Below are 24,273 nucleotides of genomic sequence, written 5' to 3'. Positions count from 1 at the left end.
CCGCCTACCCGGCCGTCACCGCATGTAGCCGACTCGTGGGTGTCCCGTTTCTGCCGTGCCGATGAGCAGATGACCGGCATCCTCACTCGGGTACGCGTGCTGGATCGTTGCGATGTCAGGCGCGAGACTCGCGCAGGACCTGCCACTGCCTCCAGACGAGTTCGGGCTCGAGGTCTGCGTAACCGCGGCTGCGTTCGAGGTTCTTCGCATCGGCGTGGGTCATCATCATGCAGACACCTTCGCCGGTGAGGCGCTCCACCTCTTCGCGACGGAGGCCCCGGCCAACCTTCTCCTCGGCGGCGGTGAGTAGGGCCACCAGCGGGGGGATGAACACGGGTCGAAGTTCGCCCCGCGAATCTGCCTCGCCTCCCTCGGCGCCCAGACGCCAGGTACCAAAGGGGTTGTGGCAAGCACGGCCCGGCGGATACCCGTCATCGGGCCAGCGCTCCAAGCGGCGGCGAGGGGTATCCAAGTCGGGTGTGAAGGTGTCGCCGCTGACCAGCACCGGGTCCTCAGCCAATTGATACACGTTGAGCGAGCCAAGGAGTTGGTTGGCCTCGGCCGGTGGGGCCTCGACCTGCGCATCCGGCAACCCGAACGCGTGCATGCCGCAGGATCGCGACACACCGCGGTCCTGCAGCACCATCACGGCGCAGCGGTAGAGCATCCACGGGTCGCCGCTTTCGAGACTCCGAATCCAGCGTGCGACGGGCCAGCCCAGCTTCGACTGCTCGAGTCGCACTCCCAGCGCTCCGGCGTCGCCCAGCGCGGAGATCAGCATCGCCACTTCTCCCGCCGCAGCACCGAGGTACACCGGTAGATCCAGGATCAGCGCGCTGCCGGCCCCGACGACGGCGCACTGCTCCTCCACCGACATCGTGCCGTGACCGAACGCCTGGCTGAACGAGCCGTCGTTCTCCACCCACTCCACCTGCGCGCGAAAGCCGAGGGTCTCCGATGTGAGCGACTGGCCGTCCAGCGTCAGACCGGAACGTCCGAGCGAGCCCTGCCACTGAGCCATCGTCGCCGCAGTCCCTGGGACGAAGAGCCGCACACCGTACACAAGATCGCCAGTCATGCAGCGGAGGGTAATACCCCCTCTGCGGGCTGCTGAAGCCACGTGCCCAGTTACGGCCGCCCGCAGGCCCGCAGGACAGGCCCCATGCGCAAGCTGCACGCGAAAGGCCTATGTCGGGCGCGCTTCTGGCGGCCACGCGCGCACGTACATACCGCAGACCGGGCCTACAGGACGTGACCAAGGACGGCAGCGTCCAGCGCGCGGTCGTGCCGATTACCGGATGAGTAGGGGATGTCGCCGTCAGCACTTCGAGTTGTGCGTCTTGAGCGGCAGCGGCTTTGCCATGTCGAGTGCCTCCTTATGCCACTGCTCCCACGGCGTCGTCTCACCCGCTGCTGTCTTGTACGGCGCGACGTGCCCATCGGCGTGCTGCAGCAGCCAGCGTTCTGGGTGGTCGAGGAGTTCCTCGGCATCGGGCTCGGCCAGGGTGTCGCCATCAACGAGCCGGGTGCACCAGTCTGCGGGGACAAGCCTCCATTCCGCGGGGTAGTCCGGAAGGTACAGGCCGATCCAGTCCGCCTTGTGCCAGATTCTCAGGACCGCCGCGCAGGTAGCCGCTGGCCATGGGCCGTGTGTCACGGGCGGCGTCACCAGGTCGACGGAGCCCCTTGGGATCGCGTACAACGGTGTCTCTTCCAGCGTGGCTATCTCCATCTGGAGCAGGAAGTCCGTAAGTGCGTCCATGACGATCATCGTGCGCGGTGGCACGACCGCCGACAACCGCACATGCCGCTCCGCGCGCGCCGCCCCGGCTGGGACCGTCATGCCTGGTGGCCGGCACACCGTGCCGGTCGATGACCGCGAGTGCCGAAGTGGCACGTGGCTTGACAACGCGCCGAACGTGCGGCTTACCGATGCTCGGCCTTCCGAAGGTGCGATCCTTTTTCCTGACACGCCACCGAACGGGTGCGCGCCGCCACCCAGCCGGGAGCGTCATCGACCTGAGACCGGACCGTGGTCGTGGATCAACGCAACGCTGCGATCGTCGGAGCATGGCCGTTCAAGCGCTGACGACGGCGCAGCGGACCACCGCTTCGCTCACCGCCGCCCTGCTGCTACTGACCGGATTGACCTCGTGCACGCCCGCAGTCAAAGCCATCACCGGCCTAACCGTGGACGCTGATGGGCGGCCGCTCGCAGCTCTGGCCTGGTGCGCGGACCAACCGCCCGACGTTGTGCGTCTCCGCGCCGCAGAAGACCTGGCCTCGCCGCCCCCGTCCGGCGCGCCGACGCCGTCCTTGAACTGGCCGGAGTGGCGGTACGACGTTCAGCGCGACGCGACCTCACCGGCCACCGTTCGCCTGACGGGCTTCCCGCCTGAACCAGCCCCTGGCCCGCGCGCAGCCTTCCGAATGCGGGGAGTCACCAGCAACAACCGCTTCACCTCCCACTCGGTGACCTTCCGGCTCCCTGAACTGTCCGGCCTGCAACCCGGATCGGTCCTGATCACCACCATCGAGACCAACGAAGAGGTACAGAAGAGCATCTCCCTCGACGAGTTCGCGCGCCTGGCAAGGGACGAATGCTGAACTCCGGCACCAGCCAATCCTCGTAGTACCAGCTCGGGCTGCAGATGTCGCCGGTGAACCGGAAGTTGGCCCGGTAACGGCCAAGCCGTCCCGGAGTCAATGCGAACAGGCGAGTCGACGCATACGGACGCGGATAGGCCGCCGAACCAGGTAGCCGGTCGACGGTTAACGTCGCCTCGTCACGGCTCAACCAAAGGCCGGTGGCTCCGGCCTGCTCAACGCCTCCGGCCAGCACCTCGTCATGGCGTTCGTAGTTGACCGCCTCGTCAGCCAGGACCTCGTGGATGACCACGTCGGATTCCGGCAGTGACCGAGGCAACCACCGCCTGGTTGAGGCCGCGACGGGCAATCGCGGCCGGCGCATCACGCGCCGCAGCCGTCCACCGCACACGAACCCGCTCGATGACGATCACACCCAAGCTTCACTCAGCCCGCATCCCACACGCCGGCCAGTGTCGGCACATGCCGCGATCCACGCGCACGTCTCCGCCCTGTGGTGACCGAGCGTAGTCGAATGAGGTAGCCGCTTGTCGACGGGACCAGGTAGGTGGAGTTGCCGAAAGGCGCCACCGACGACGCTCAACGACATCGGGATCAGCGTCGTGGATGTAACGTCACCCGAAAAGATCAAGAACCCTGAGACAACCGCGAAGAAGATCGGGACGATCCGGCCCCGGGTCGCAGACGCCAGCGACCTGGCCGTGAGCTGTGTTTCGGCGTACTCCCACAGACCGTCGTCATCTGACAGATGTCTTCACACCTCCGGGGCATCGACACTTCGAGCACGACCGCCCGGCAACCGCCAGCGCGAACGCTCACGCACGGAGGCGCACCATGCAGACACATCCTCGAACCGGCCCGCCGGTACTTGTGGGGAGGCGTAGATCGGCTCGGAGGCTGTCTGTCCCGTTCCTGGTCCTGACCCTCGTCGCGACCGCGGCGGTCGTGTTGACACCGGCCGCTCCGGCGTACGCCAACGACTACTACAACGACATCCAGTCCGCCTCGGAGGCCAACCGGAACTGGATGTCCCGGGTACCGGACGATGCCAGCCTGGCCGATCTGTCGATTCCCGGCACCCACGACACCCTCGCGCTGTGCGGCCACTCGGCAAGCGGAAACGGCGACGACTGCGAGTTCATTTCGACCGAGATCACCCAGACGCAGGAGCGCCACGGGTACAGCGCGGAGACCCTGACCGTCCAACTGGAGGCCGGCATCCGGTCGATCGACATCCGGGTCCGGGTGGACAAGGGTGACGCCGGTCTGACCTTCACCGTCCACCACGGCGTCTACTACCAGCACGCCAACTTCACGGACGTACTGACGAAGATCGAGACTTTTCTCGATGCCAACCCGGCCGAGACCATTCTGCTGAACCTGAAGGCGGAGTGCGAGGGCTCCGGCGGCACAACCTGCTACGACGCGGCCGGGTACGACAGCACCGAATGGCGGAGGAAGGTCTTCGACTCGTACCTCACCGGGCGCTACTACACCGGCGAGGAGGAGGAAACGAGGCAGGGCAAATCCTGGGCGGACCTGTTCTGGGCGGATTCCGTCGACGGTAGGGTGCAGGCGACGACGCCGACCCTCGGCGCCGTACGCGGGAAGATCGTCCTGCTCGGCTTCGTCGGCCCGCGCGGCGGGATCTACGAGGGCTACGGGATCGGCCAGCTCTACCCGGCCGGTGGATCCTCGGAGAACTACGTCCAGAACGACTGGGATGTCCCGACGATCAGCGCGATCAACGAGAAGTGGGAGAAGGTTCGGGCCCATCTCCGGAAGACCAACGGGGTGTGGGACGCCAACCGGGGCGAGCAGGCCCATCACGACCACGAGCCCGACGCCCTCTACATGAACCTCACCAGCGGCTCGGGCGGCGGGGCACGGCCCTACACCGTGGCCGGCGGCACCCCGACGGCGACCGGGGTCAACGAGTTCCTCATCCAGTGCCTGCGCGGCGCCGACGGCCGCTGCCCGGAGTTCTTTCCCGGTCGTGCCGACAACTTCGGTGGCCGGTCCACCATGGACCGCACCGGGATCGTGGTGATGGACTTCCCCGGCGGCGGCCTGATCGACGAGATCATCGGCAGGAATCCGACCGGCTCGTCGGTGTACCCCAACCTGGGTGCCGGCGCCCCGATGGAGGCGCACCTCGGCGGGGACGACGGCGGCAGCCGGCCGGCGGTGCCCGGTGACCACGCGCAGTGCCGCCCGGACGGGATGGTCCCGACCGCCGGTACCAACGCCCCGTACTGCGACGTCTATCAGGGCGACGGGCGGGAGTGGCTCGGCCAGGACCGCGACCGGCGGGTGATCGGCTACTTCAACGGCACCCGTACCGGTGCGGACGGTAAACCGCGTTATCTGGTGAACAACATCCCCTGGTCCAAGTTGACACACATCAACTACGCCTTCGCCTGGATCGAGGGAAACCGGATCTCGGTCGGTGCGGACGGTCCGGGCAACCCGGCCACCGGGATGACCTGGGACGGGCCCGGCACCGAGATGGACGAGAGCCTGCCGTACCGGGGCCACTTCAACCTGTTGAGCACCTACAAGGACCTGCATCCCCGGGTGAAGACGCTGGTCTCGGTGGGTGGCTGGGCGGAGAGCCGCGGCTTCTATCCGATGACCACCAACGCCGACGGCACCACCAACCAGGCCGGAATCAACACCTTCGCCGACTCGGTGGTCGAATTCCTCCGCCGGTACGACTTCGACGGCGTCGACATCGACTTCGAGTACCCGACCGTGCTGGACGACACCGGCAACCCGAACGACTGGGCGACCGCACAGCCGCGCCGCAAGGGGCTGCCGGCGGCGTACACCGCGCTGATGAAGACGCTGCGGGAACGGCTCGACCGGGCCGCGGCGGCGGACGGCCGGTACTACCTACTGACCTCCGCCTCGTCGGCCTCCGGCTATCTCGTGCGCGGCATGGAGAACCACAAGGCGCTGCGCTACCAGGACTACACCAACCTGATGGCGTACGACTACCACGGCTCCTGGAACGAGGTGGTCGGCCCGAACGCCGCCCTCTACGACGACGGCAGGGACCCGGAGCTGGCCGAGCTCTACCAGACCCCGGAGTACCAGAAGATCGGCTACTTCAACACCGACTGGGCGTTCCACTACCTGCGCGGCGCGATGCAGGCCGGACGGATCAACCTCGGGATTCCCTACTACACCCGGGGCTGGCGCAACGTCACCGGCGGCGAAAACGGCATGTGGGGCAGTTCGGCCGGCGAGGACTGCCAGCCCGGCACCGGCCTGGTCCGGCCCTGTGGCGACGGCGCGGTCGGGGTCGACAACATCTGGCACGACGTCTCCGCCGACGGCGCGGAGGTCGGCGCGGGCGTCAACCCGATGTGGCACGCCAAGAACCTGGAGCGCGACGTCACGCCCCGGTACACCAACGCGGTCGGCCTGAGCCCGGAGACCGACCCGGACGACCGGCGCACCGGCACCTACGACCGGCACTGGGACGAGGTGACCCGAACCGCCTGGCTGTGGAACTCGGAGAAGAGGACCTTCCTCTCCATCCAGGACATGCAGGGCCTCGACCAGATCATCGACTACGTCGACCGCAGCGGCGCGGGCGGCGTGATGATGTGGGAACTCTCCGGCGACTACGACTGCCCGGACGAGGCTGACACCAGCGCCAGGAACCCGTGCGTGATGGGCTACACCCTGACCCGCCGGCTGCACGAGCGGCTGCAGGGCCTCGACGCGTACGACAACAGCCGCAGCGCCGGCAGCAGCGCGCAGCGCCCCGGCTCGGCGATCGACGTCACCGTCGACCTCGTGCAGTATCCGACCGAGACGGCGAAACTCTGGCCGTTGACGCCGACGGTCCGGATCACCAACAACACCGGGGTGACAATCGGTGGCGGCAAGGAAAACCTCATCTCGTTCGACCTGCCGACCTCCACACCCGCGCTGATCAAGGATGGCGACTGGCAGACCGGCGAGCAGGGCGGCCGGTGGAAGGTCCAGGCCGGGCACACCGGACCGAACGCCCGGACCGGACTCGCCGGTGACTTCCACCGGGTGAGCCTGGCTCTGGACTACTGCCAGATCATCCCGGCCGGCAAGAGCCTGGACGTGCCGATCATCTACTACATCCCGGCCACCGGACCGGTGAACACCACGGTGAAGCTCGGCAGTACGACGTACGCGCCGGTCACCGAGCACAACCGGGGGGCCGCGAAGGTGAACCCGCCGGCCGGCGGCTGCTCGGCACCGGCCTGGGACGCCGCCAGGGTGTACGACCCGTCGACGCAGTCGGTGGAGAACGTGACCGTCAGGTACGACGGCAGGATCTGGCGGGCCAAGTGGTGGACCCAGGGCAACCCGCCCGGCGCCGGGGCCGACCCCGACCACGAACCCTGGAAACTCATCGGTCCCGCCAGCTAGGTCCGGACCGTCGACAGGATCGCCCGCCCAGGCCTGGCCCGGGCGGGCGATCCTCCCCCTCGCTGTCCCCCCTCGACCGTCTCGTGGTCTCCTCTCCCCCCTCGCTCCCGCTGTCCGGGCCGGTTCAGCGTGCCGCGGCCGTCCCCACGGCCTGGACCACGAGCTGGTCGTGGCGGCGGGCCGGGAGACTCCCGTTCGCGTCGTCGCCGGTGCCGGGCTTCCACCCGCTCCGGTACGACCGAAGTCTGCGCCGCCGCGCACCGGCGAGACATCTGTCAGATGACGACCGTTCTCGGGTCGCCCGATGTGGGCCAGCGGTCGGGGCCAGGGTGTCCCGGCCGTGCCCGGACACCACTATCGGGACGAGCCGGAGCCGCCCGCGAGTAGGGTGCGGACCTCGTCGGCGTCGGGGACTCCGAGTGCCTCGAAGAGCGCCAGCGCCTGCTGCCAGCATGCCCGCGCCGCCTCGGGGTCGCCCAGCTCGTGCCGGGTGGTGCCGAGTTCGCGCAGGCTGATCGCGGCGCTGCGGCGCTCGTCCAGCCGGTCGGCGATGGCCAGCGCGTCCGCCAGCCGGTCCAGCGCGTCGGCATGCCGGCCGAGCAGCCGCTGCACCCGGCCGAGTGCCGCGAGCACGGTCGCCTGCCCGACGGAGACGCCGAGCTGGCGGAAGAGCGCGTAACTCCGCTCGTAGCAGGCGAGCGCGTCCGGGTACGCACCCTGGCAGTCGAAGACCTCGCCCAGGTTGTTGAGTACCGCCGCCTGGCTGCGGATGTTGCCGGTGTCGCGAAAGATGGCCAGGGCCGCGCGCAGACCCTCGGCGGCGCGCGCGTACTCCCCCCGGCCACGGTAGACCTCGCCGAGGTTGTTCAGGCTGATCCCCGCGCTGTGCCGGTCGCCCAGCTCCTCGCTGACCGCGAGACTCCGCTCCAGGCAGGCCGCCGCCTCGTCGAGCCGGCCGAGACTGTCGTAGACCGTGCCGAGGCCGTTCAGGCAGGCCGCCTCACCGGCCCGGTCGCCGGCCGCCACGTACCTGTTCAGACCGTCGCGGAGGCAGTCCAGCGCCGCGCGGTAGTCGCCGCGCACCTCGAAGGCCGCGCCGAGGTCCCGGCAGATGTGCGCCTCGGCAACCAGGTCACTGGCCCGGTGCGCGACCACCCGCGCCGTGAGGTTCACCTCGACCCACTCGTTGAGATAGCCACGGACGTGGAAGAACGCGAACAGGGCACGCGCCAGGCTGGTGGCGGCGGCCCCGGGCAGCTCCGGGGTTTCGGCGACCTGGTGTACGGCGGCGAGCAGGTTGGGCCGTTCCGCCTCCAGCCAGTCGAGCGCGGCCCCGACGTCGGGAAACCCCCTACCGCCCGACGCCCACTCGCCGGCGGTCGCCGGCCGGGAATCCGCTGGCCGCAGCAGCCGGAAAGTCTGCCAGGCGGTCGCCGAGTACCAGCGCAGCAGGCGGCCCAGTGGCACCGGATCCGGCGGGTCCACAAGAGATCGCCCGAACAGCCGCAACAGGTCGTGCAGCCGGTACCGACCCACCGCCGGGCTGGCCAGGAGCTGGGCGTCGACCAGCCGGTCCAGGATCGGCTCGGCGTCCGGCTCCGCCAGGTCCAGCAGAGCGGCAACCGCCGGCAGGCTCAGGTCGGCCGCGTCGGCGCTGGCGAGCACCGGGAAGGCCCGCGAGGCATCCCGGTCACCGACGTCCGGGCTGTCGCGCAGGAGTTCGTACCCGATCTGGAAGCTCGACCGCACACCCAGCTCGGCGATCCGAAGTTCGTCGAGGCGGCGTCGGACGTCGGAGAGCCGATCAGCCAGCTCGCGCAGCGGCCAGCTCGGCCGGGCTGCCAGCCGGGCACCGGCGATGCGCAGCGCCAGCGGCAGCTGGCCGCAGGCTCGGGCGATCCGCGCGGCAGCCGACGGGTCGGCGGCGACCCGGTCCGCGCCGGCGAGCCGGCCGAGAAGCTGGATCGTCTCGGCCGGAGGCAACACGTCCAGCCTCAGGTGTGCGACACCGTCCAATGTCGACAGCACTCGTCGGCTGGTGATGAGCGCGGCGGTGTGCCGGCCGGCGGGAAGCAGCGGACGGGTCTGGTCCGCGTCGTGGGCGTTGTCCAGCACCACCAGCACGCGGCGGTCCGCCGTGGCCGCCCGGAAGGTGCCGCTCGCCTCGTCCACGGTGGTCATGTCGGTGTCCCGCACACCGAGGGCGCGCAGGAACCGGCCCAGTACTTCCAGCGGAGGCAGCGGCCGCAGGCCCGCCGTGGCGCCCCGCAGGTCGACGTAGAGCTGCCCGTCCGGAAACCAGTGCGCCAGCCGGTGCGCCAGATGGACGGCAAGCGCCGACTTGCCGACGCCGCCTGCCCCGCTGATCGCCACGACCGGGGGCGGCCGCAGCGGGGAGCCGCCGGAGAGCCGGGAGTGAGCGGCCGCGACCTCCCGGTGACGGCCGGTGAACGCCGCGATGTCCGGGGGCAGTTGCCGGGGCACCGGGGCGGCACCGGGTACCGCCAGCCCATCACCGGGCCGGGGCGGGTCCAACCCCGGGTGGGCGGAGAGGATCTGCCGTTGCAGGCGTTGCAGCGGCGGCCCCGGCTCGACGCCCAGTTCGGTGGCCAGGCGCCCGCGCAGCCGGCGGAACGTCTCCAGCGCGTCGGCCTGCCGGCCGGCCCGGTAGAACGCGAGCATGACCAGTTCGTGCAACTGCTCACGTAGCGGCTGCTCCGCCGTTGCCGCAGCCAGCGCGGGCAGCACCTCGGTGTGCTGGTTGAGCGCCAGCCGGGCCCGGGCCCACCGTTCGAGCAGCATGAGCCTCCGCTCGGCCAGGTCGGCCAGAGTGGACTCGACGGCGGCAAGGTCGACACCGTCGAGTACTGGGCCGCGCCAGAGCCGAAGCGCCCGCTCCCACAGGTCGGCAGCCCGCGACAGGTCGCCGCCGGCCGCTGCCCGGCGCCCCTGCTCCGCGAGCCGGTCGAAGAGGAGCATGTCGAGGTCGTCGGCGGAGACGTCGAGCTGATAGCCCGGCGGCCGCGCCTTCAGCCCGGCGAGACGCAGCGAGGTACGGAGGGTGGACAGGTGCGTCCGGAGAGCCCCGGCGGCGGTGCGGGGCGGCGTGCCGGACCACAGCACGTCGACCAGTGTGGGGACGCCCACCGGGCGATTGGCGTGCAGCAGCAGTACCCCGAGCAGGGTCCGCGGCTTCGCCGCGCTGAGCGGTACCGGCCGGCCGTCCACGGCGTCGATCTCGAGCGGGCCGAGAATGCGGAACCTGGCCATCGCCACCTCCGCCAGGTGCCACGCAGGGACCGGCGGAGGGGTTCAACCGTCGACGATGGATCTATGGCCGGGTAAGGTCGAAGGAGATGGTAGCGGTGGAGTTGCTTGGGTTCGCCACGCACACCTGGAATATCTCGTCGTCGCCCGGCGTCAGCGGCCGGTCGATCCCGGTACTGGTGCCGTACTGCTCGGTACGGAGGAACTCGGCGTTGAAGTTCCCGACCTCCGCCGTCCAGCGTACCGGCGCCGTCGAGGTGCCGGCCAGCCGCGCCGGCACACTCGTTTCCAGTCCGCAGTAGCTGCCGGCGGGACCGAGTACGGCGGTCGCCGGGCCGAAGCCCCCGACCGCGCCGGTGCCCTGGCCGAAGAAGTTGAAGCGCAGCAAGCCGATCGCGGTGGCGGTGTTGGTGACGCAGAGCCGGTAGTAGAAGGTGCCCGGCCAGCTCAGGTACGTCGTGCTCGGCTCCCGGGACGGCAGCCGTACCAGGGTGGTCTCCGGACCGGCTTCGGTGGCGCTGGCGTAGACCGTCCACAGCGCGGTCACCCCGGTCACCGGTGCCTGGAGGGAGCCGTAGAAGGCGACCCCCTGCGTCGACCGGATGCGTTCGGTGCAGACCGTGGATCCGGGAGGCAGGCTGCCGCCGGCCGCCGCCTGTGCCACGGTCGCCCCACTCAGGGCGAGCCCGACGCCGATCAGGACCGCGCCGGCGATCGCGGCCTTGCGCATTCGTGCGGTGAACACGGTCCCTCCTAGACGGGATTGAGCTGGAGTTGGACGCTGGTGGTCAGTGGCCCGGTGTTCCGCAGGCAGCCCTGGAAAAACCATGTCCCCGGTACCGGTGGGACGACGGTGGTGGGCGGCAGCGTCCGGGCCGGGGTCCGGAGCACCTCGCTCTGCGGCCCGGCGGCGGTGCCGGTCACCCGTACGCTCCACAGCGGACCGCCGCCGCTGTTGACGGTGCTGCTGCCGCTGAACACCACACCGGCATCCGCCCGCAGCTGGCTGGTGCAGACCGTGCCCTCGGGTGGTACCTGGGTCGGACCGGCCGCTCCGGCCTGGCCGGCGCCGATCAGTCCGGCCGTGCTGGCGACGAGCGCAGCACCGACCGCGACGAGTCGTCTCTTACTTCGAGTCATCTTGACGCTCCTTTCCGTGGGCTACGGTGCCGGAACGGCGTCAAGGATCGGTCAAACCGAGATGGGACGGTGGCCTGAGTGGAGCGCCCCCACGTAAGCCCACCCGGCTACTCAAGGGCCGGCAGGAAAGGGCTGCCGGCGCCACTCCATGAGACGTGTAGGGCCTCCCGGGCCCGGGTGCGGGCGACGAAGAGCACGCAACGCTCCCGGAGCAGGTCGCTGTCGTGCTGGATCCGGTCCACCTCCGCCGGGGTGATGTCCTTGGCGAAGGGGACGGCCTTCGCGGTCACCCCGAGCACGGCGCTGCGACGCGGTGGCGATGCCGAACGCGCCGAGCGAGACCCGGGAGTCGTATATCTGCTGATGGGGGTCGCCGGTGATGAGAAGTTCGTTCGGACCTGTGGGCACGGCCGCGCGCAGCACCCGCCGCTGCGCGGGGTGCAGGTCCTGGGCCTCGTCTACCACGACATGCTCGAAGCCGTGCGTGCTGAGGTCGGCCGCACCCAGCAAGCGGGCCGCCTCGGCGAAGAGTTGCAAACGCGTGCTGGCGCCGGCCACGCTCAGCTCGGCCCGGAACATCTCCATGGCCTGCCAGACCCGTTCCCGCTGCCGTGGGCCGAGGGCCGAGCCGCGGCCCCGCCGGCTGGCCTTCTGGTACGCGGCCAGGTCGCAGCGCCAGGTGCTCCCGCAACGTGCCGGCAAGCGCGGTGGTGTAGGTGGTGAGCAGCACCCGGCTGTCGGGCGCGCGGGTGAGCAGGTGCTTGACCCGGCGCAGCGCCACCACCGTCTTGCCGGTGCCGGGTCCGCCGGTCACCTGGGCCGGGCCGTTGTACGAGGCGCGGTAGGCGACCCGGCGCTGCGACGGGTGTAGGAACACCCGCCAGCGCCCGGGGTGGCCCTGTTGATCGTGTAGAGGCGCTTCGCCGCCCAGCCGTACGCCTCGTCGTGCGGTACGACGTTCAGCAGCAGAAAGGTGTCGGTGCCGTCGTCCGGGGCCAGTACCACGCCGCGCCAGAAGTCGTTGATCCGGATGGTCCGCATCCGCGCGTCCCGGGCGTTGTTGACCGACTCCAGGTACAGGCCCTTGTCGGCGTGCAACTCGGCGATGCTGAGCTGCTGAAACTTCGCCATCGCCTTGCGTACCCCGGCTTTCACCGGCTTTCGAGTACGTCGTAGCTCTCCCAGAAGCGGTTGGCGAAGGCGAGTTGCGGCACGGGCGAACCCTCCGCCGTGGTCAGTCGATCGCGGCCGGTGACACCCTACCGGCCGCGATCCACCGGCGTTCAGCGGTGCGCGCCGTCCACCGGCGCCCGTTCGTAGGGCGCCGGCCCCCCCGGGGGGGGGGGGGGGGCGGGGGGGGCGGCCCCCCCCCCCCCCCCCCCCCTCGACGGGCTTTCAGCGGTCCGAGCCGTCCAGCTGCGCCTGTTCGTAGAACCAGCCGAGCTGCTCGATCAGGGTGTTACGGGTATCGGGGTCGACGAGAACCTTGAGCGGGAAGCCGGGACGGAGGGCCAGCTTCGCGGCGGCGATCTCCACCCCTGGCACCTTGTTAAGCCGCTGCCGGAACTCCTGCCGCAGGGTTATGTCGTCGAACGGCGTCCGGACGCTCAGGTGCTGGAACACCACCTCGAACTTGCCACTCGGGTAAATCGCCGCCGACCAGATGTTGCCGAGCTCGTGCTCCCTGCCCCGGGCGAGGAGGAAGCAGGAGGTTTCGCCACCCGTGCCGAAGCCGAGCGTCCCGCCGAGCCTGGTCCACGCCTCGATCACGGCGATCGCGGCTTCCGCAACCTCCGGGCTCTGCAGCTCCGTCAACTGCTCAACGAACCGGACATCCCGACCCGGACGCGGCCGGGGTAGATCTTCCGGCGCCATGCCGATCAACTGGGCCAGTTCCTCGGCGACGATGCGCTGCTCCTGACTGGCCCGCCCGTACCGGTCGACCTCCACACCCTCGGCGCGGAGCAGGTCCCGAGGATCGTCGGTGCGGTTCGGGTCGGGCCAGCGGAAGCCGGCCGATACCGTGCCCTCGACCTGGAGCACCCGGTGTGCGTTCGGCGCCGGGTGGCTGGCTAGTCGGGCGCCGACCGCGACCGGGTGGCTGCCGATGAGGGCGGCGACGTCGCCGTACGTGGTCCAGGACCCGGCCGGCAGCTCGGCGAGCGCCCGGTTCATCACGTCCCAGGCCACGTCCGACCTGGTGTCCACGGCTTCCCCGGTAGGGCCAGGCCAGATGGCGACGATGCGTTCGGCGAGGGCGTCCGCGCGGGCGTGGATCTCCGGGCGTCCCCAGCGCTCCTGGTCGGCGATCTCCCGGTTCAGGGCGATCCCGCTCTTCGCCAGCTTGACTGCCATCTCGGGTCCCTTCGCAGGTAGCGGCGCCGAGGCGGGCGGGGTCGTCCGTCGACCGCCCGGGTGGCCGGCGGCCGGAGCCCGGCACCCGCCCCGGGCCAACTCGGCTCCCGGCCACCGGGGGGCGGGTGGCGGCCGGGAGGGTCTGGTCAGGCGGTCGCGCCGGTGACCCGACGGCGTACGACGCCCGTGCGCCGACCGCCTCAGTCAGGCTCCCGGTGAGCAGGCCGAGGTGTTCGGCCGCCCGGGACCAGTCCCGGGTCACGTCCGCGATTTGCAGTCGGGGGTCGGCGCCCTCCCGGAGCTGCCGTTCGGCATCGTGGAGCCGTTCGGGAAGCCCCGCGAGACGTTCGGCGGCCTCGGCAAACCGGGTACGCGACACGCTCAGCGAGCCGACGACCCGGCCGATGTCCCCGGTATCAGGCGGTCTTGTCCTGTAGGTGTGCGTACTGGCTGAGCTCCGTCAATTCGGCCAGAACCCATCGATGCGTCCGACGCCACCGCTGCGCTGTCCCCCGAGCCGGCGGGCGAGCATGCCTAGCGCCCGTCCCGAGGTTGACATTGTCGCATCCTATGACTCAAGCTAGTGAGACAAAACTTGCGACGTACGGAGGTAAGGCATGCGACCGCCAGCTCAGACGGATCCGAAGCGGTGGCTGGCCGGGGTGTGGTTGGAGCGGCACGGCCTGGCCGACGTCGAGCCGACCCCGCTGCTCGCGGCGCGGCTGGCGGTACGGCGGCGGGTCAAGGTCGCCGACAGCCTGCTGCTGGCCGTGTTCATCGTCGGCGCGGCGCTCACCCACGTGTCGGTGCGGACCAGCGACGTCACCTCCTCCTGGCTGCCGATGCTGGTGCTGGTGGCGCTGGTGGTCGGGCTGCTGGTGGCGCAGTGGCTGCTCGGCTGGTGGGTGCGGCACGTCGACCGGCGGGCCGGCGCGCAACTGTCCCGGCGGGTGGCCCACCCGGTCCAGCTCGGCTGGTCGGCGGTGCTCGGCCGGCCGTACGCCGTCTTCACGGTCGCCAGCTTCACCGCCGCCCTGCTGCTCGCGGTGAGCGTGCTGGCGGTTCCGGACCCCGGCCTGCGGCGCGGGGCGACCGTCGTCCTGATCGGTCTCACCGGCGCCGCCGTCGGCATCGTGCTGCAACTGCGCAACGTGCTGGCGAGCCCGGCCGTGGCGGAGGACGAGGCGTCGCTCACCGCCGATGTGATCATGCGGGTCGAGGACGCCCGCGCCCTCGTCACCCCCAGCCTGGTCTGGACGCTGCCGGCAATTTTCCTGTACGGAGAATCGTTCGGCTGGTGGAACGTCGCCTCGCTGGGGCTCGTGGTGGTGGGCGCCATCGCGTACTGCCTGATCCACTTGCGGGCCACGGGTGTCGGGACGGCGGCCCGGCGTGCCATGGTCACCGGATGATCGTCATCGACGCGGGCTCGCCGACTCCGCCGTACGAGCAGCTCCGGGCCCAGCTCGCGCGACAGATCCAGGATCGCACGCTCGCCGTCGGCACGAGACTGCCGACGATCCGGCGGCTCGCGGCCGACCTCAGCCTCGCCGTGAACACCGTCGGTCGGGCCTACCGGGAGTTGGAAGAGGCCGGGCTGATCGAGACCCGTGGCCGGGCCGGTTCGTTCGTCTCGGCCGCCGGCGAGCAGGCCCTCGAACAGGCCCGCCGTGCCGCCCACGACTACGCGGCGGTCGTCACCAGCGTCGGCATCGACCCCGCCGAGGCGATCCGGATCGTCGAGGCGGCACTCGGCCGGGCCGCGACACCCTGAGGCACGCGACACCCTGAGGCACCGACACCATGAGTCAGTCGAGCTGTCCCCGGTACCAGGCGATCTTGTCCTGGAGGTGGGCGTACTGGTGGCGCAGCAGCTCCATCCGCTCCTCGACCTCCCGGGAGTGCTCCTCTAGCAGGGCGAGACGTTCCGCCAGGGTGATCTCGCCCTGCCGGGCGAGTTCGGCGTACCGGCGCACCTGGGCGATCGGCATGCCGGTGTCCCGCAGGCACCGCAGGACGTCCAGCCAGCCCAGGTCGTCCTCGGTGAAGACCCGGCGACCGCCCGAGGTACGAGCGATCTCGCTCAGCAGGCCGATCCGCTCGTAGTAGCGCAGGGTGTCGAGGCTGAACCCGGTACGCTCCGCCGCCACGGACGGTGGATAGGTATTCACGAACGTGAGGATATCCGCCTTGACCTGGAGCGCGCTCCAGGTAGCAGAGTGGGACGCATGAAGCGACCTCTTGGCCGTAGCGGCATCGAGATCAGTGCACTGGGCGCGGGCTGCTGGGCGATCGGCGGCCCGTACGGCGACACCGAGAACCAGTACGGGTGGGGCGGCTCGCGCGACGACGACGAGTCGATCCGGGCACTGCACCGGGCCCGGGACCTCGGCATCACCTTCTTCGACACCGCCAGCAGTTACGGCGCCGGGCACAGCGAGACACTCATCGGCTCGGCCTTCCACGGCGTACGCGACCAGGTGGTCATCGCCACCAAGTGGGGTTACACCTTCGACGAGGAACGCCGGCTCGCCATCGGCGACGACGACAGCCTGGAGTACATCCGCACCTGTCTGGAAGGTTCGCTGCGCCGGCTGCGGACCGACTACGTCGACCTCTACCAGCTACACCTGGGAGACCTGCCCGTTCCGCGGGCGCTGGAGATGATCGCTGTCCTCGACGACCTCGTCATCGAGGGCAAGATCCGGTCCTACGGCTGGAGCACGGACGACGCCGTACGGGCGGCGGCGTTCGCCGAGGCCGGAGCCGGCTGTACGGCGATCCAGCACGACCTGTCGGTGCTCAGCGGTTCCGCAGAGGTGCTCGCGGTCTGCGAGAAGTTCAACCAGGCAAGCATCAACCGTGGCCCGCTGGCGATGGGCCTGCTGTCGGGCAAGTACCACGACGGGCGGCAGGTGCCCGGCGACGACGTACGCAGCCAGGCCCTGCCATGGATGCGCTACTTCCGCGACGGTGCGGGCGCGCCCGAGTGGCTCGCGGCGATCGACGCGATTCGCGAGGTGCTCACCTCCGGCGGCCGTACCCTGGCCCAGGGGGCGCTGGCCTGGCTGTGGGCGCGCAGCCCGGCCACGGTGCCGATCCCTGGATTCCGCACCGTGGAGCAGGTGGAGGAGAACGCCGCCGCGATGTCCTTCGGACCGCTGACTGCGGCCGACATGGCCCAGATCGATAAGATCACGACCACCGTTACGGCGGCCGGCTAAAGACGCCGGAGCTCATACTGGACGCGACTTCGGCGTCGCCGACGTCGGCTCCCGAGCCGAGCAGCTTCGGCGACTGATCGCCGCCGATCGTGCCCAGCGCCACTACAAGGGACAATCTACGCACTACTCGCCGAGCAGGGCTTCCCGCTGGCCGCATGATTCATACTCCGATCGGCTCAAGAGTATGACTCGGCGTGTGACGATCTCGGTCCCCGATGACGTGGCAGAACAACTCGCCGCCCTACCGACCCGTCAGGTTTCCGCATCCGTCACCGAGGGCGCTGCGGCGGCGGCGGAAATCCGACGACATGCGAGCCGCGTTGCGGGCAGCCGGCCACCGCGAGTACCCGTACGACCTGAAGCGCACCGCCGGCCGGCTCGCGGTGCCGCAGGTGAGCCCGGAGGTTCGCGAGGCGGCGATAGTCAGGGTCGCCCAGTTGCTGGAGCGGCCCGTCGACGAGGTCCGTGCCGACCTCGACCGGCGAGCGGCGGAGTGAGTCGGCCCCACTACGTGCTCGACACCGGGGCCCTGATGGCCTACGCCCAGGGCGTCGACGTCATCGGCGAGACCCTTGTCGAGGTGGCGGACGCCGATGGCACCGTCGCCGTACCGCTGGTCTGCCTGCTGGAGGCGTACAGCCTGCTCGACCATACCGAGTACGACTACCTTCAGATGCTCCGGCAGAACCCGGCGGTACACGTGGTCTCCCCCGCCCTCCACACCGACGACTACGCGATGATCGGCGGGATGGCCCGGCACACCGGGCGGCTCGGGGCGGGACACACCGCGTACGTCGCTCTCACCAGCGCCGCGGCGGTGGTCACGTCCCGGTCCGAGCAACTGCGGCAGGTGCTCGGCGACGGCTGGCCGATCGTCGAGGTCTGAGCTCCACGAACCGCCCCCAGCTCGCGGCGCACCGCCCGCCAGCCCCAGGCAGGTGCCAGCTCGTCGGTGGCGCTCGCGACGAACTGGCGCCGGGAGCGGCGCGGTAGCCAGACGAGCGCCCCACGGCTGAAGGTCGAACGGATCAAGCTCGGTGCCGAGCTGTCCCGTTCCGGCGATGACGACCAGGAGTACGTCGAGATCGGGCCCGGCGGGCACGTCGATGGTGCCGCCGGGCGGCCGTGGCGGCGCTCCGCGCGTCACCGGTACCGCTGAGCATCGCCGACATCGTGGAGCGGCTCGACGTACACCCGAACACGGTGCGGTTCCATCTCGACACCCTGACCGGGACGGGACAGGTGGACCGGGTGCACACCCCACCAGGCCGGCGCGGGCGACCGGCGCTGCTGTTCCGGGCCCGGCCCGGGACGGACCCGGCCGGACCGCGCAACTACCGCCTCCTCGCCGGAATTCTGGCCGGCAGCGTCGCCACCGATCCTGACGCGCTACACAGGACATCCGAAGCCGGACGCGCCTGGGGCCGGCAACTCGCGGCGCCGTCGGCCAAGTCACCCACGAAGCCATCGGTTGAATCATCCACGCAGTCGCCAGTTGCTTCGTCCACGGAGCCGTCGGTCAATCCGCCCACAGCCAGCGAGGACCAGGCGGTCGACCGGCTGGTGGAACTGCTCGGCGATCTCGGGTTCGCGCCGGAGCGACAGCGGTCCACCGACGGTGGGCGGCAGACTGGCGATCTCCTTTCTGGAGGCGCCGCTGAAGTTCCGGGCCCCCGGGGTCACCCTGCGGATCGGGCTCGGCATCGGCCGGCTGGTCTTCCGGGCGCTCAACGCCGCGGAGGTGGTCCTCGGGGTGACGCTGGTGGCCGCGATCGTCGCCGCCGACGCGACACCCAAGGCGTCCGTCCCGGTCGCCGTCGGGGTGGTCGTGGCAGTGCTGCTGGTGCAGCTCGCCGTGGTACGTCCCCGACTGACCCGACGCGCCGATCGGATCCTCGCCGGTGCCCAGGAGCCACGGTCACACGCCCACTACGCCTACGTCGCCCTGGAGTTGGTCAAGGTCGTCGCCCTGATCACCACCGGCACCCTGTTGCTGGCGACCTGAGTACCACGTCGAGAGGTAGTGCGATGCAGTCGATCTCCCTGACCACTCTGCTGGACGCGCAGTTGACCGCGGCGCGGGAGAGCAGCAGCGGGCGCAGCGCCCGTACGGTTCATGGTGGGCACGGGCACGCGCTGCGGCAGACCCTGCTCGCGCTCGCCGCCGGGCAGAGCCTCGCCGACCATGACAACCCCGGTGAGGCGACCCTCCAGGTCCTGTGCGGCCGGGTACGCCTGCCCACCGCCGCCGACGCATGGGAGGGAACCGCCGGTGACTACCTGGTCATCCCGCCCGAGCGGCACGGCCTGACCGCGATCGACGACTCGGCCGTACTGCTCACGGTGGCGACGACGCCCGGCTCCTGACCTGTCCGTCTTCGCCTTCCGGAGCCATCGACCCCGGCGGAGCGGATGCGAAAAGGCACGCCGGCCGGTCGGGTACGCCCACCCGGTGCGGAGGGGGCGTCCTTCCCTCCGCACCGGGTTCCGCGGCGTCAACTGGCGGCGCTGGTGGGCCGTCGCCGTTGACTGGCAGCGCAGGTGGCGCCTGCTTCCGGGACCGGATCCGGTGCCGTGGAAGCCGGATTCGGTCCGACGGCCCGGCGACGAGCCAGCCGGTTGTTGCTGCTGTCCCGCCACCCGCAGGTGGCCGCCGGGCCGGCGACGGGCGATCGCCGACCGGAACAGGTTGCCGAAAACTTCCGGTAATCAGCCCCGTCGATGAGCCGTACCACTATTAATACCCATCGAAGACGCTGAAGACAAGACCTGGAGACGCCACAGATCGACCCGATTCAACTCCCGGAAGTTGGCCGGAAGTTACGGAGGCCGACCTCGGCCGGACTCGCCCTCCAACCGCCGGACCTCGTCAAGCTCTCCTTGCGGTCCGGGGTCCGCCAGCTGCTTCGGCAAGCTCCGGGGCGGCCGTAACCGACGGGCGGAACGGTGACCGGGCGGCCCTGCCGGACCGGCCCGGGCGGTTCCCCGCCGCCATCGCCGGCAGTGGGTCCTGCTCGCGCCCGAGCTGGCCGGCCCCGTGATCGGCGCGGTCCTGCTCGTTCCCGGCAGCGCCAGCTCGGCGCGTTGTCGGCGGCTGCCGCCCGGTCGAGCGTGCCGCCCTCGCCCGAGAGACCGGCACCGGCGAGGCCGCCGACCAGGGACCGGCTACCGGCATTTCCGGTGAGCACCACCCGCGCCGGGGATGCCGGACCCCTGGTCGACGCTCAGCTAGCTTCGGCGATAGACGGAGACGTGACTGCCGCTGTCCGCGCCGAACGGCCGACGGTGCCAGTCGGCGTACCGCTCGGCGAGCCGGAGACCGGCCCGTGCCGCCATCTGGTCGATCTGCTCGGGCCAGGCGTACCGCATGCCGAACGGCTTGAGGTGCACGCCCGCACCGTCGAACCTGATGGTCTGCCGGACGAACGTCTGCGCGGCCCGGTCGAACCGGTGCAGCCGGATGGTCGCCGAGTCCTCCGTCACGTCCCACACCTGGACCTGCTGCTCGGTGCGCTCCATGTCGACCGGATCAGGGACGTACGTCTCGATCACGAACGCGCCGCCCGGCGCCAGCACCCGCGCGACGTTGCGGAAGCACTCCTCCTGCCGCTCGGCACGGACCAGATTGAACAGTGTGTTGTAGACCAGGTACACCAGGGTGAACGGTCCGTCGACCGGCACGTCCGCCATGTCACCGGTGGCGACCGGCAACTGCTCGCCACCGGGTTTGGCACGTAGCCGCGCCACCATCTCCTCGGATGCCTCGACGCCCTCGACGGCGAGGCCGCGGGCGACCAGCGGAAGTGCGACCCTGCCGGTGCCGATCGCGAGTTCCAGCACCGGGCCGCCGTCGGCGAGACCTTCGAGGAAGTCCACCGCCGGGGCCGGATCGGGGTTGGAGCCGTTGTCGTAGCCGGCGGCCCAGAGCCGGCCGAAGAGTCCGGGATCGTCGAGGAGCGACATCAGTCGCCCTCCTCGCGCCCGGCCGGCCGAGCGGCCGGCGGAAGTTCGGTCGGGCGCGTCCTACCGGCGCCCGCCGCTGTGCTGGTCGTGGAGACCGACGTACTCATGAAGCCTCATATCCTTCGGGTAGACGCCGCCTGCTCGCTGACTGGACATGGGCACTCGTGGCATGGCCGTCTCCTCTCGGTCGGCTTCCGGTCGGCTCTGGCCGCCGGGCAGGGTCAGGACAACAGACGCCCGGTAACCCCGGCAAGCGCTTTACCGCTGCCGCACCCGCTCTGGACCCCGCGCCCCGCGAAGGCCGCAGCGGCGGATGCCGGTCACCGGCCGGGGTCAGCAGGAACCCGCGCCGCTGCTCGTCGCCACCGGGATCGCACGGTTGCGGCCGGCACCGCCGCTCGCCGCAGGGTTCGATTCAGGCCGGGCCGAGCAGGTCCCAACGGTTGCCGGCGACGTCCCGGAACACCGCCACCCGGCCGTACGGCTCGGCCCTCGGCAGGCTCACGAACTCGACGCCGGCGGCGACCATCCGGTCGTACGCGGCGTCGAAGTCGTCGACCCGGAGGAAGAACCCGACCCGACCGGCGAGCTGGTCGCCGACCACGGCACCCTGCCGCTCGCCGTCGGCGCGGGCGAGCAGGATGCCGGTCTCGGCACCGGGTGGCCGGACCACCACCCACCGTTTCGGGCGACCGTCGTTGGTCAGCGACGGCGAGTCCTCGACCAGGTCGAAGCCGAGCACTCCGGTGAAGAACTCGATCGCCGGGTCGTACTCCGCCACCACGATGGTCACCAGGTCGATCCGCACCCCCGCAGCCTAGGCCGGGTCGTCGGTCGGGGTGCCGTGCTGTACCTGCCGGAGCAGCTCCACCACGAGTTCCGCCCATTCGGCCCGGGCCGCCTCGACTCCGGCCGGGCCGAGCTCCGCCCGCCGCTGCGCCAGTTGCTCCCGCTCTTCGCCGCTGAACGAGGTTTCGAACACAGAGATCATCTCCAGGGTCGTCAGGAACTGGTCCGGACCGGGCATCGACGCGCCGTCGATCTGGTCGTGCAGGCCGTGCAGCCGCGCGATGAGCTGGTCGAGCCGGACGGCCTGTGCCGCCAGCCCGCACGGTTGGGCCGTCAGCAGATCCGGCATCGCCGCCAGGTCGTCCGTCGACCCCGCGAGTACGCCCGCGATCTCCTCCAATGACAGCCCGCGCAGCGCCCGTACCCGGTACAGCCGGCGCAGGTCACCCCCGGTGTACCGGCGGTGCCCCGAGCTGGTGCGCTCGCGGGCCCGCAGCAGGCCGATCTCGTCGTAGTGGTGCAGGGCACGCACCGTGGTCCCGGTGGTCCGGGCCAGCTCACCGATGCTCCACCGACGTCCGGTGTCGCCTCTCCCGGTCACGCCCGAAACGCTACGACCTCCCGTTACGTCAGGTTCAAGTGTCGAACGAGACAGCGTCCTGGGGCACCGGAGCGGGATCCACAGGCGGGCCGGAGAGCGCGGTCGGGCTCCGGAAACAGCCCGGTACGCTTGCTCCGCCCACCGGGTCGGCAAGGGCGTCGCGGCCGGGAACGACGGATTCGCACCGGAGTTCGCCGACCCGGGAGGACGTACCGAGGAGTCAGCACCCGATGAGCCGGGAACCAAAGGACGTGGCCACGCCGAGCCGTGATGCCGACCTGCTGACCCTCGCCCGCCTCTCGGTGGGGCGGGACGCGGTGCGCGACATCCTGGACTGGCTCGGGCGGCGTACCGGCGGCGCGGCCCTGCTGGTCGGGGCCGACGGAAAGGTACTCGCCGGGCCCGTCGACCGGCTCGGACCCGGCACCCGGATGTCGCGGGCGGTCGGCACCGCCGTCGCGGACCTGTCCCGGCGCGGGTCGAGCGCCGCCGTGGTGGACACCGGCGGACCGCCCCGGGTCCACCTGCTGAGGCTCGGCAGCGGCGCCCCGGACAGGTCCGCCGCGTCACTGGTCGCCCGGGCCGAGGAACAGGTCGGCTACCTCGCGGTCGTCGCCGCCCCGGAGCGGCAGCTCGGCGAACTGCTCGCCGACGCCGCGCGGACGCTCTCGCTGTGCTGGCGGATCGAGGAGGCGGAGCGGGCCCGCCGGCGGATCGTCGCCGCCGACGCGCACGGCCGGGAGGCGGTACTGCACCTGTTGATGGTCGGCGACGTGCCGCCCGCCCGGCGGATCGCCTCGGCGCTGCGGCCGCACCTGCCCGACACGCTGCGGGTCTGTGTGATCGAGTGCGTCGGCCGGCAACGGTACGAGGTCGCCGCCGAGATCGACCGTTCGCTGGCCGGCCGGGCCTGGATCGTGCCCTGCCCGGTCCGCTCGAACCACCTCATCGCACTCGTACCGGCCGAGCCGTCCGGCGACGAGTCGGCGCCGAGCCGGGAGGCCGCCCGGGGTGGCGCGGGTCGGGCCGATCCGGCGGACCGGCTCGGGCGGCTGATTACCGCCCGGGCCCGGCAGTGCCGGGTCGGGATGAGCGAACCGGTCGCGCTGCCGGACACGGCCACCGGCTACGAGCAGGCCTTCCACGCACTGGCGGTGGCCCGGGCCGCGACCGAGGGGTACGCGCGGTTCGACCGGCAGCACGACCTCGTGCCGCTCACCGGTCCGGACGGGCACTCCTGGGCCCAGCGGCTGCTGCAACCCTGCCTCGACCACGTCCCGGCCCGCCGGGCCGACCCGGGTGCGGTGGAGTTGCTCGGCACGCTCAGCTCGTGGTTGGCCTTCGACACCGCGGCCAGCCGGCACCTGAAGATCCACCGCAACACCCTGACCGGTCGGCTACGACTGCTCAACGCACTGCTCGGAATGGATCTCCTCCGGGTCCCCGACCGCTCCGCCGCCTGGCTGGCGCTGCGGGTGCGCGCCGCGCCCCGGCCGGACGATCCGCGGGCCGGTGCGGTGCCGGCCGGAACGGTACCGGCCGCCCGGGAGGTCACCCTGGACCACCTGCTCGCCGCCCCGGCCGTGACGGCGTGGGCCCGGGCCCGGCTCCGGCCGTTACGCGCGGCCGACCGGTCGACCGGGTTCGAGACGGTACGGGCCTGGCTGGCCGCCGACGCCAACCTCTCGGCCACCTCGGCCGGGCTCGACATCTCCGTGTCGGCCACCCGCAAGCGGCTCGCCCGGGCCGAACAGGCGCTCGGGCGTTCGCTGCGGCACGCCCCGGACGCCCGGCACGAACTCTGGCTCGCCCTCCGCGCGGTCGAGCTGGCGGACGGTTGACCGCCGGATCGGTGGTCACCGTTGCACGGCGGGCCGGCACCGCGGTCACTGTGCGGTGCGGGGCGGG

The 24,273-nt window shown here is 71.0% G+C and carries 23 protein-coding genes and 2 pseudogenes; 11 read left to right on the top strand and 14 right to left on the bottom strand.

All coding sequences use genetic code 11. The annotated features are described in order from the left end of the window. Positions 1 to 115 precede the first annotated feature (115 nt). Positions 116 to 1,078 carry a DUF4261 domain-containing protein gene (locus R6Y94_RS20335; RefSeq protein ID WP_318397447.1) on the bottom strand — a complete coding sequence of 321 codons (963 nt, stop codon included), beginning with the start codon at positions 1,076 to 1,078 and terminating at the stop codon, positions 116 to 118. 240 nt (positions 1,079 to 1,318) lie between these two features. Continuing rightward, a complete protein-coding gene (locus tag R6Y94_RS20330; RefSeq protein WP_318397446.1) occupies positions 1,319 to 1,762 on the bottom strand; it encodes a hypothetical protein in 444 nt (147 codons plus the stop codon). Positions 1,763 to 2,070: 308 nt separating this feature from the next. Here R6Y94_RS20330 and R6Y94_RS20325 point away from each other — a divergent pair, with 308 nt between their 5' ends. Beyond that, positions 2,071 to 2,607, top strand: a complete 537-nt coding sequence (locus R6Y94_RS20325) for a hypothetical protein (protein ID WP_318397445.1) — start codon at positions 2,071 to 2,073, stop codon at positions 2,605 to 2,607. Between the two features lie 945 nt (positions 2,608 to 3,552). After that, positions 3,553 to 7,026 (top strand): phosphatidylinositol-specific phospholipase C domain-containing protein, encoded by a 3,474-nt coding sequence (locus R6Y94_RS20320; protein WP_318397444.1) that lies wholly within the window; start codon positions 3,553 to 3,555, stop codon positions 7,024 to 7,026. Between the two features lie 354 nt (positions 7,027 to 7,380). Here R6Y94_RS20320 and R6Y94_RS20315 read toward each other — a convergent pair whose 3' ends face one another. From R6Y94_RS20315 to R6Y94_RS20290, 8 genes and pseudogenes are all read right to left on the bottom strand, one after another. After that, a complete protein-coding gene (locus tag R6Y94_RS20315) occupies positions 7,381 to 10,296 on the bottom strand; it encodes an AfsR/SARP family transcriptional regulator (RefSeq protein ID WP_318397443.1) in 2,916 nt (971 codons plus the stop codon). A gap of 61 nt (positions 10,297 to 10,357) precedes the next feature. Further along, positions 10,358 to 11,038 (bottom strand): hypothetical protein, encoded by a 681-nt coding sequence (locus R6Y94_RS20310; RefSeq protein ID WP_318397442.1) that lies wholly within the window; start codon positions 11,036 to 11,038, stop codon positions 10,358 to 10,360. A gap of 8 nt (positions 11,039 to 11,046) precedes the next feature. Continuing rightward, positions 11,047 to 11,433 (bottom strand): hypothetical protein, encoded by a 387-nt coding sequence (locus R6Y94_RS20305; RefSeq protein WP_318397441.1) that lies wholly within the window; start codon positions 11,431 to 11,433, stop codon positions 11,047 to 11,049. A gap of 107 nt (positions 11,434 to 11,540) precedes the next feature. Further along, on the bottom strand, positions 11,541 to 11,723 hold the full coding sequence (locus tag R6Y94_RS20300; RefSeq protein WP_318397440.1) for a hypothetical protein: 183 nt from the start codon (positions 11,721 to 11,723) through the stop codon (positions 11,541 to 11,543). Between the two features lie 64 nt (positions 11,724 to 11,787). Next, a pseudogene (locus tag R6Y94_RS45195) lies at positions 11,788 to 12,012 on the bottom strand (UvrD-helicase domain-containing protein); the annotation flags it as partial. A 157-nt stretch (positions 12,013 to 12,169) separates the two neighbouring features. Continuing rightward, a pseudogene (locus tag R6Y94_RS45190) lies at positions 12,170 to 12,247 on the bottom strand (hypothetical protein); the annotation flags it as partial. Beyond that, on the bottom strand, positions 12,244 to 12,564 hold the full coding sequence (locus tag R6Y94_RS20295; protein WP_318397439.1) for a hypothetical protein: 321 nt from the start codon (positions 12,562 to 12,564) through the stop codon (positions 12,244 to 12,246). The gene R6Y94_RS20295 and the pseudogene R6Y94_RS45190, both read right to left, overlap by 4 nt. Before the next feature lie 264 nt (positions 12,565 to 12,828). After that, positions 12,829 to 13,788, bottom strand: coding sequence for an MGMT family protein (locus R6Y94_RS20290; RefSeq protein WP_318397438.1), 960 nt, complete (start codon positions 13,786 to 13,788; stop codon positions 12,829 to 12,831). A 617-nt stretch (positions 13,789 to 14,405) separates the two neighbouring features. On the opposite strand from R6Y94_RS20290, the gene R6Y94_RS20285 reads away from it, so the two are divergent. Both R6Y94_RS20285 and R6Y94_RS20280 read left to right on the top strand, forming a co-directional pair. Beyond that, on the top strand, positions 14,406 to 15,200 hold the full coding sequence (locus R6Y94_RS20285; RefSeq protein WP_318397437.1) for a hypothetical protein: 795 nt from the start codon (positions 14,406 to 14,408) through the stop codon (positions 15,198 to 15,200). Further along, positions 15,197 to 15,562: a GntR family transcriptional regulator gene (locus R6Y94_RS20280; RefSeq protein WP_318397436.1), complete on the top strand. Its 366-nt coding sequence runs from the start codon at positions 15,197 to 15,199 to the stop codon at positions 15,560 to 15,562. Before R6Y94_RS20285 ends, R6Y94_RS20280 begins: the two co-directional genes overlap by 4 nt. Positions 15,563 to 15,596: 34 nt before the next feature. Here the strand turns inward: R6Y94_RS20280 and R6Y94_RS20275 are convergent, their stop codons facing one another. Continuing rightward, on the bottom strand, positions 15,597 to 15,959 hold the full coding sequence (locus R6Y94_RS20275; RefSeq protein WP_318397435.1) for a MerR family transcriptional regulator: 363 nt from the start codon (positions 15,957 to 15,959) through the stop codon (positions 15,597 to 15,599). A 57-nt stretch (positions 15,960 to 16,016) separates the two neighbouring features. On the opposite strand from R6Y94_RS20275, the gene R6Y94_RS20270 reads away from it, so the two are divergent. The 6 genes from R6Y94_RS20270 (at position 16,017) to R6Y94_RS20245 (ending at position 19,379) form a co-directional block, all read left to right on the top strand. Further along, positions 16,017 to 17,012: an aldo/keto reductase gene (locus R6Y94_RS20270; protein WP_318397434.1), complete on the top strand. Its 996-nt coding sequence runs from the start codon at positions 16,017 to 16,019 to the stop codon at positions 17,010 to 17,012. A gap of 308 nt (positions 17,013 to 17,320) precedes the next feature. Next, positions 17,321 to 17,509, top strand: coding sequence for a hypothetical protein (locus R6Y94_RS20265; RefSeq protein ID WP_318397433.1), 189 nt, complete (start codon positions 17,321 to 17,323; stop codon positions 17,507 to 17,509). Beyond that, complete coding sequence (locus tag R6Y94_RS20260; protein WP_318397432.1) at positions 17,506 to 17,898, top strand: hypothetical protein; 393 nt, start codon at positions 17,506 to 17,508, stop codon at positions 17,896 to 17,898. The genes R6Y94_RS20265 and R6Y94_RS20260 overlap by 4 nt, the downstream gene beginning before the upstream one ends. Before the next feature lie 66 nt (positions 17,899 to 17,964). Beyond that, on the top strand, positions 17,965 to 18,171 hold the full coding sequence (locus R6Y94_RS20255) for a hypothetical protein (RefSeq protein ID WP_318397431.1): 207 nt from the start codon (positions 17,965 to 17,967) through the stop codon (positions 18,169 to 18,171). Between the two features lie 459 nt (positions 18,172 to 18,630). Then, positions 18,631 to 19,017 carry a hypothetical protein gene (locus R6Y94_RS20250; RefSeq protein ID WP_318397430.1) on the top strand — a complete coding sequence of 129 codons (387 nt, stop codon included), beginning with the start codon at positions 18,631 to 18,633 and terminating at the stop codon, positions 19,015 to 19,017. A gap of 23 nt (positions 19,018 to 19,040) precedes the next feature. After that, positions 19,041 to 19,379: a cupin domain-containing protein gene (locus tag R6Y94_RS20245; RefSeq protein ID WP_318397429.1), complete on the top strand. Its 339-nt coding sequence runs from the start codon at positions 19,041 to 19,043 to the stop codon at positions 19,377 to 19,379. Between the two features lie 861 nt (positions 19,380 to 20,240). Here R6Y94_RS20245 and R6Y94_RS20240 read toward each other — a convergent pair. The 3 genes from R6Y94_RS20240 to R6Y94_RS20230 form a co-directional block, all read right to left on the bottom strand. After that, positions 20,241 to 20,975 carry a class I SAM-dependent methyltransferase gene (locus R6Y94_RS20240; protein WP_318397428.1) on the bottom strand — a complete coding sequence of 245 codons (735 nt, stop codon included), beginning with the start codon at positions 20,973 to 20,975 and terminating at the stop codon, positions 20,241 to 20,243. Positions 20,976 to 21,390: 415 nt separating this feature from the next. Then, on the bottom strand, positions 21,391 to 21,783 hold the full coding sequence (locus tag R6Y94_RS20235; protein WP_318397427.1) for a VOC family protein: 393 nt from the start codon (positions 21,781 to 21,783) through the stop codon (positions 21,391 to 21,393). A 9-nt stretch (positions 21,784 to 21,792) separates the two neighbouring features. Continuing rightward, entirely contained in the window at positions 21,793 to 22,365 is a 573-nt protein-coding gene (locus R6Y94_RS20230; RefSeq protein WP_318397426.1) for a MerR family transcriptional regulator, read from the bottom strand. Positions 22,366 to 22,595: 230 nt separating this feature from the next. On the opposite strand from R6Y94_RS20230, the gene R6Y94_RS20225 reads away from it, so the two are divergent. Next, entirely contained in the window at positions 22,596 to 24,206 is a 1,611-nt protein-coding gene (locus R6Y94_RS20225; protein WP_318397425.1) for a helix-turn-helix domain-containing protein, read from the top strand. Positions 24,207 to 24,273: the final 67 nt, after the last annotated feature.

Source organism: Plantactinospora sp. KLBMP9567 (assembly GCF_033446045.1).
Taxonomy (GTDB): Bacteria; Actinomycetota; Actinomycetes; order Mycobacteriales; family Micromonosporaceae; genus Plantactinospora.
The sequence above is the reverse complement of the archived record's forward strand: the minus strand, read 5'-3'. Positions and strand labels throughout refer to the sequence as shown.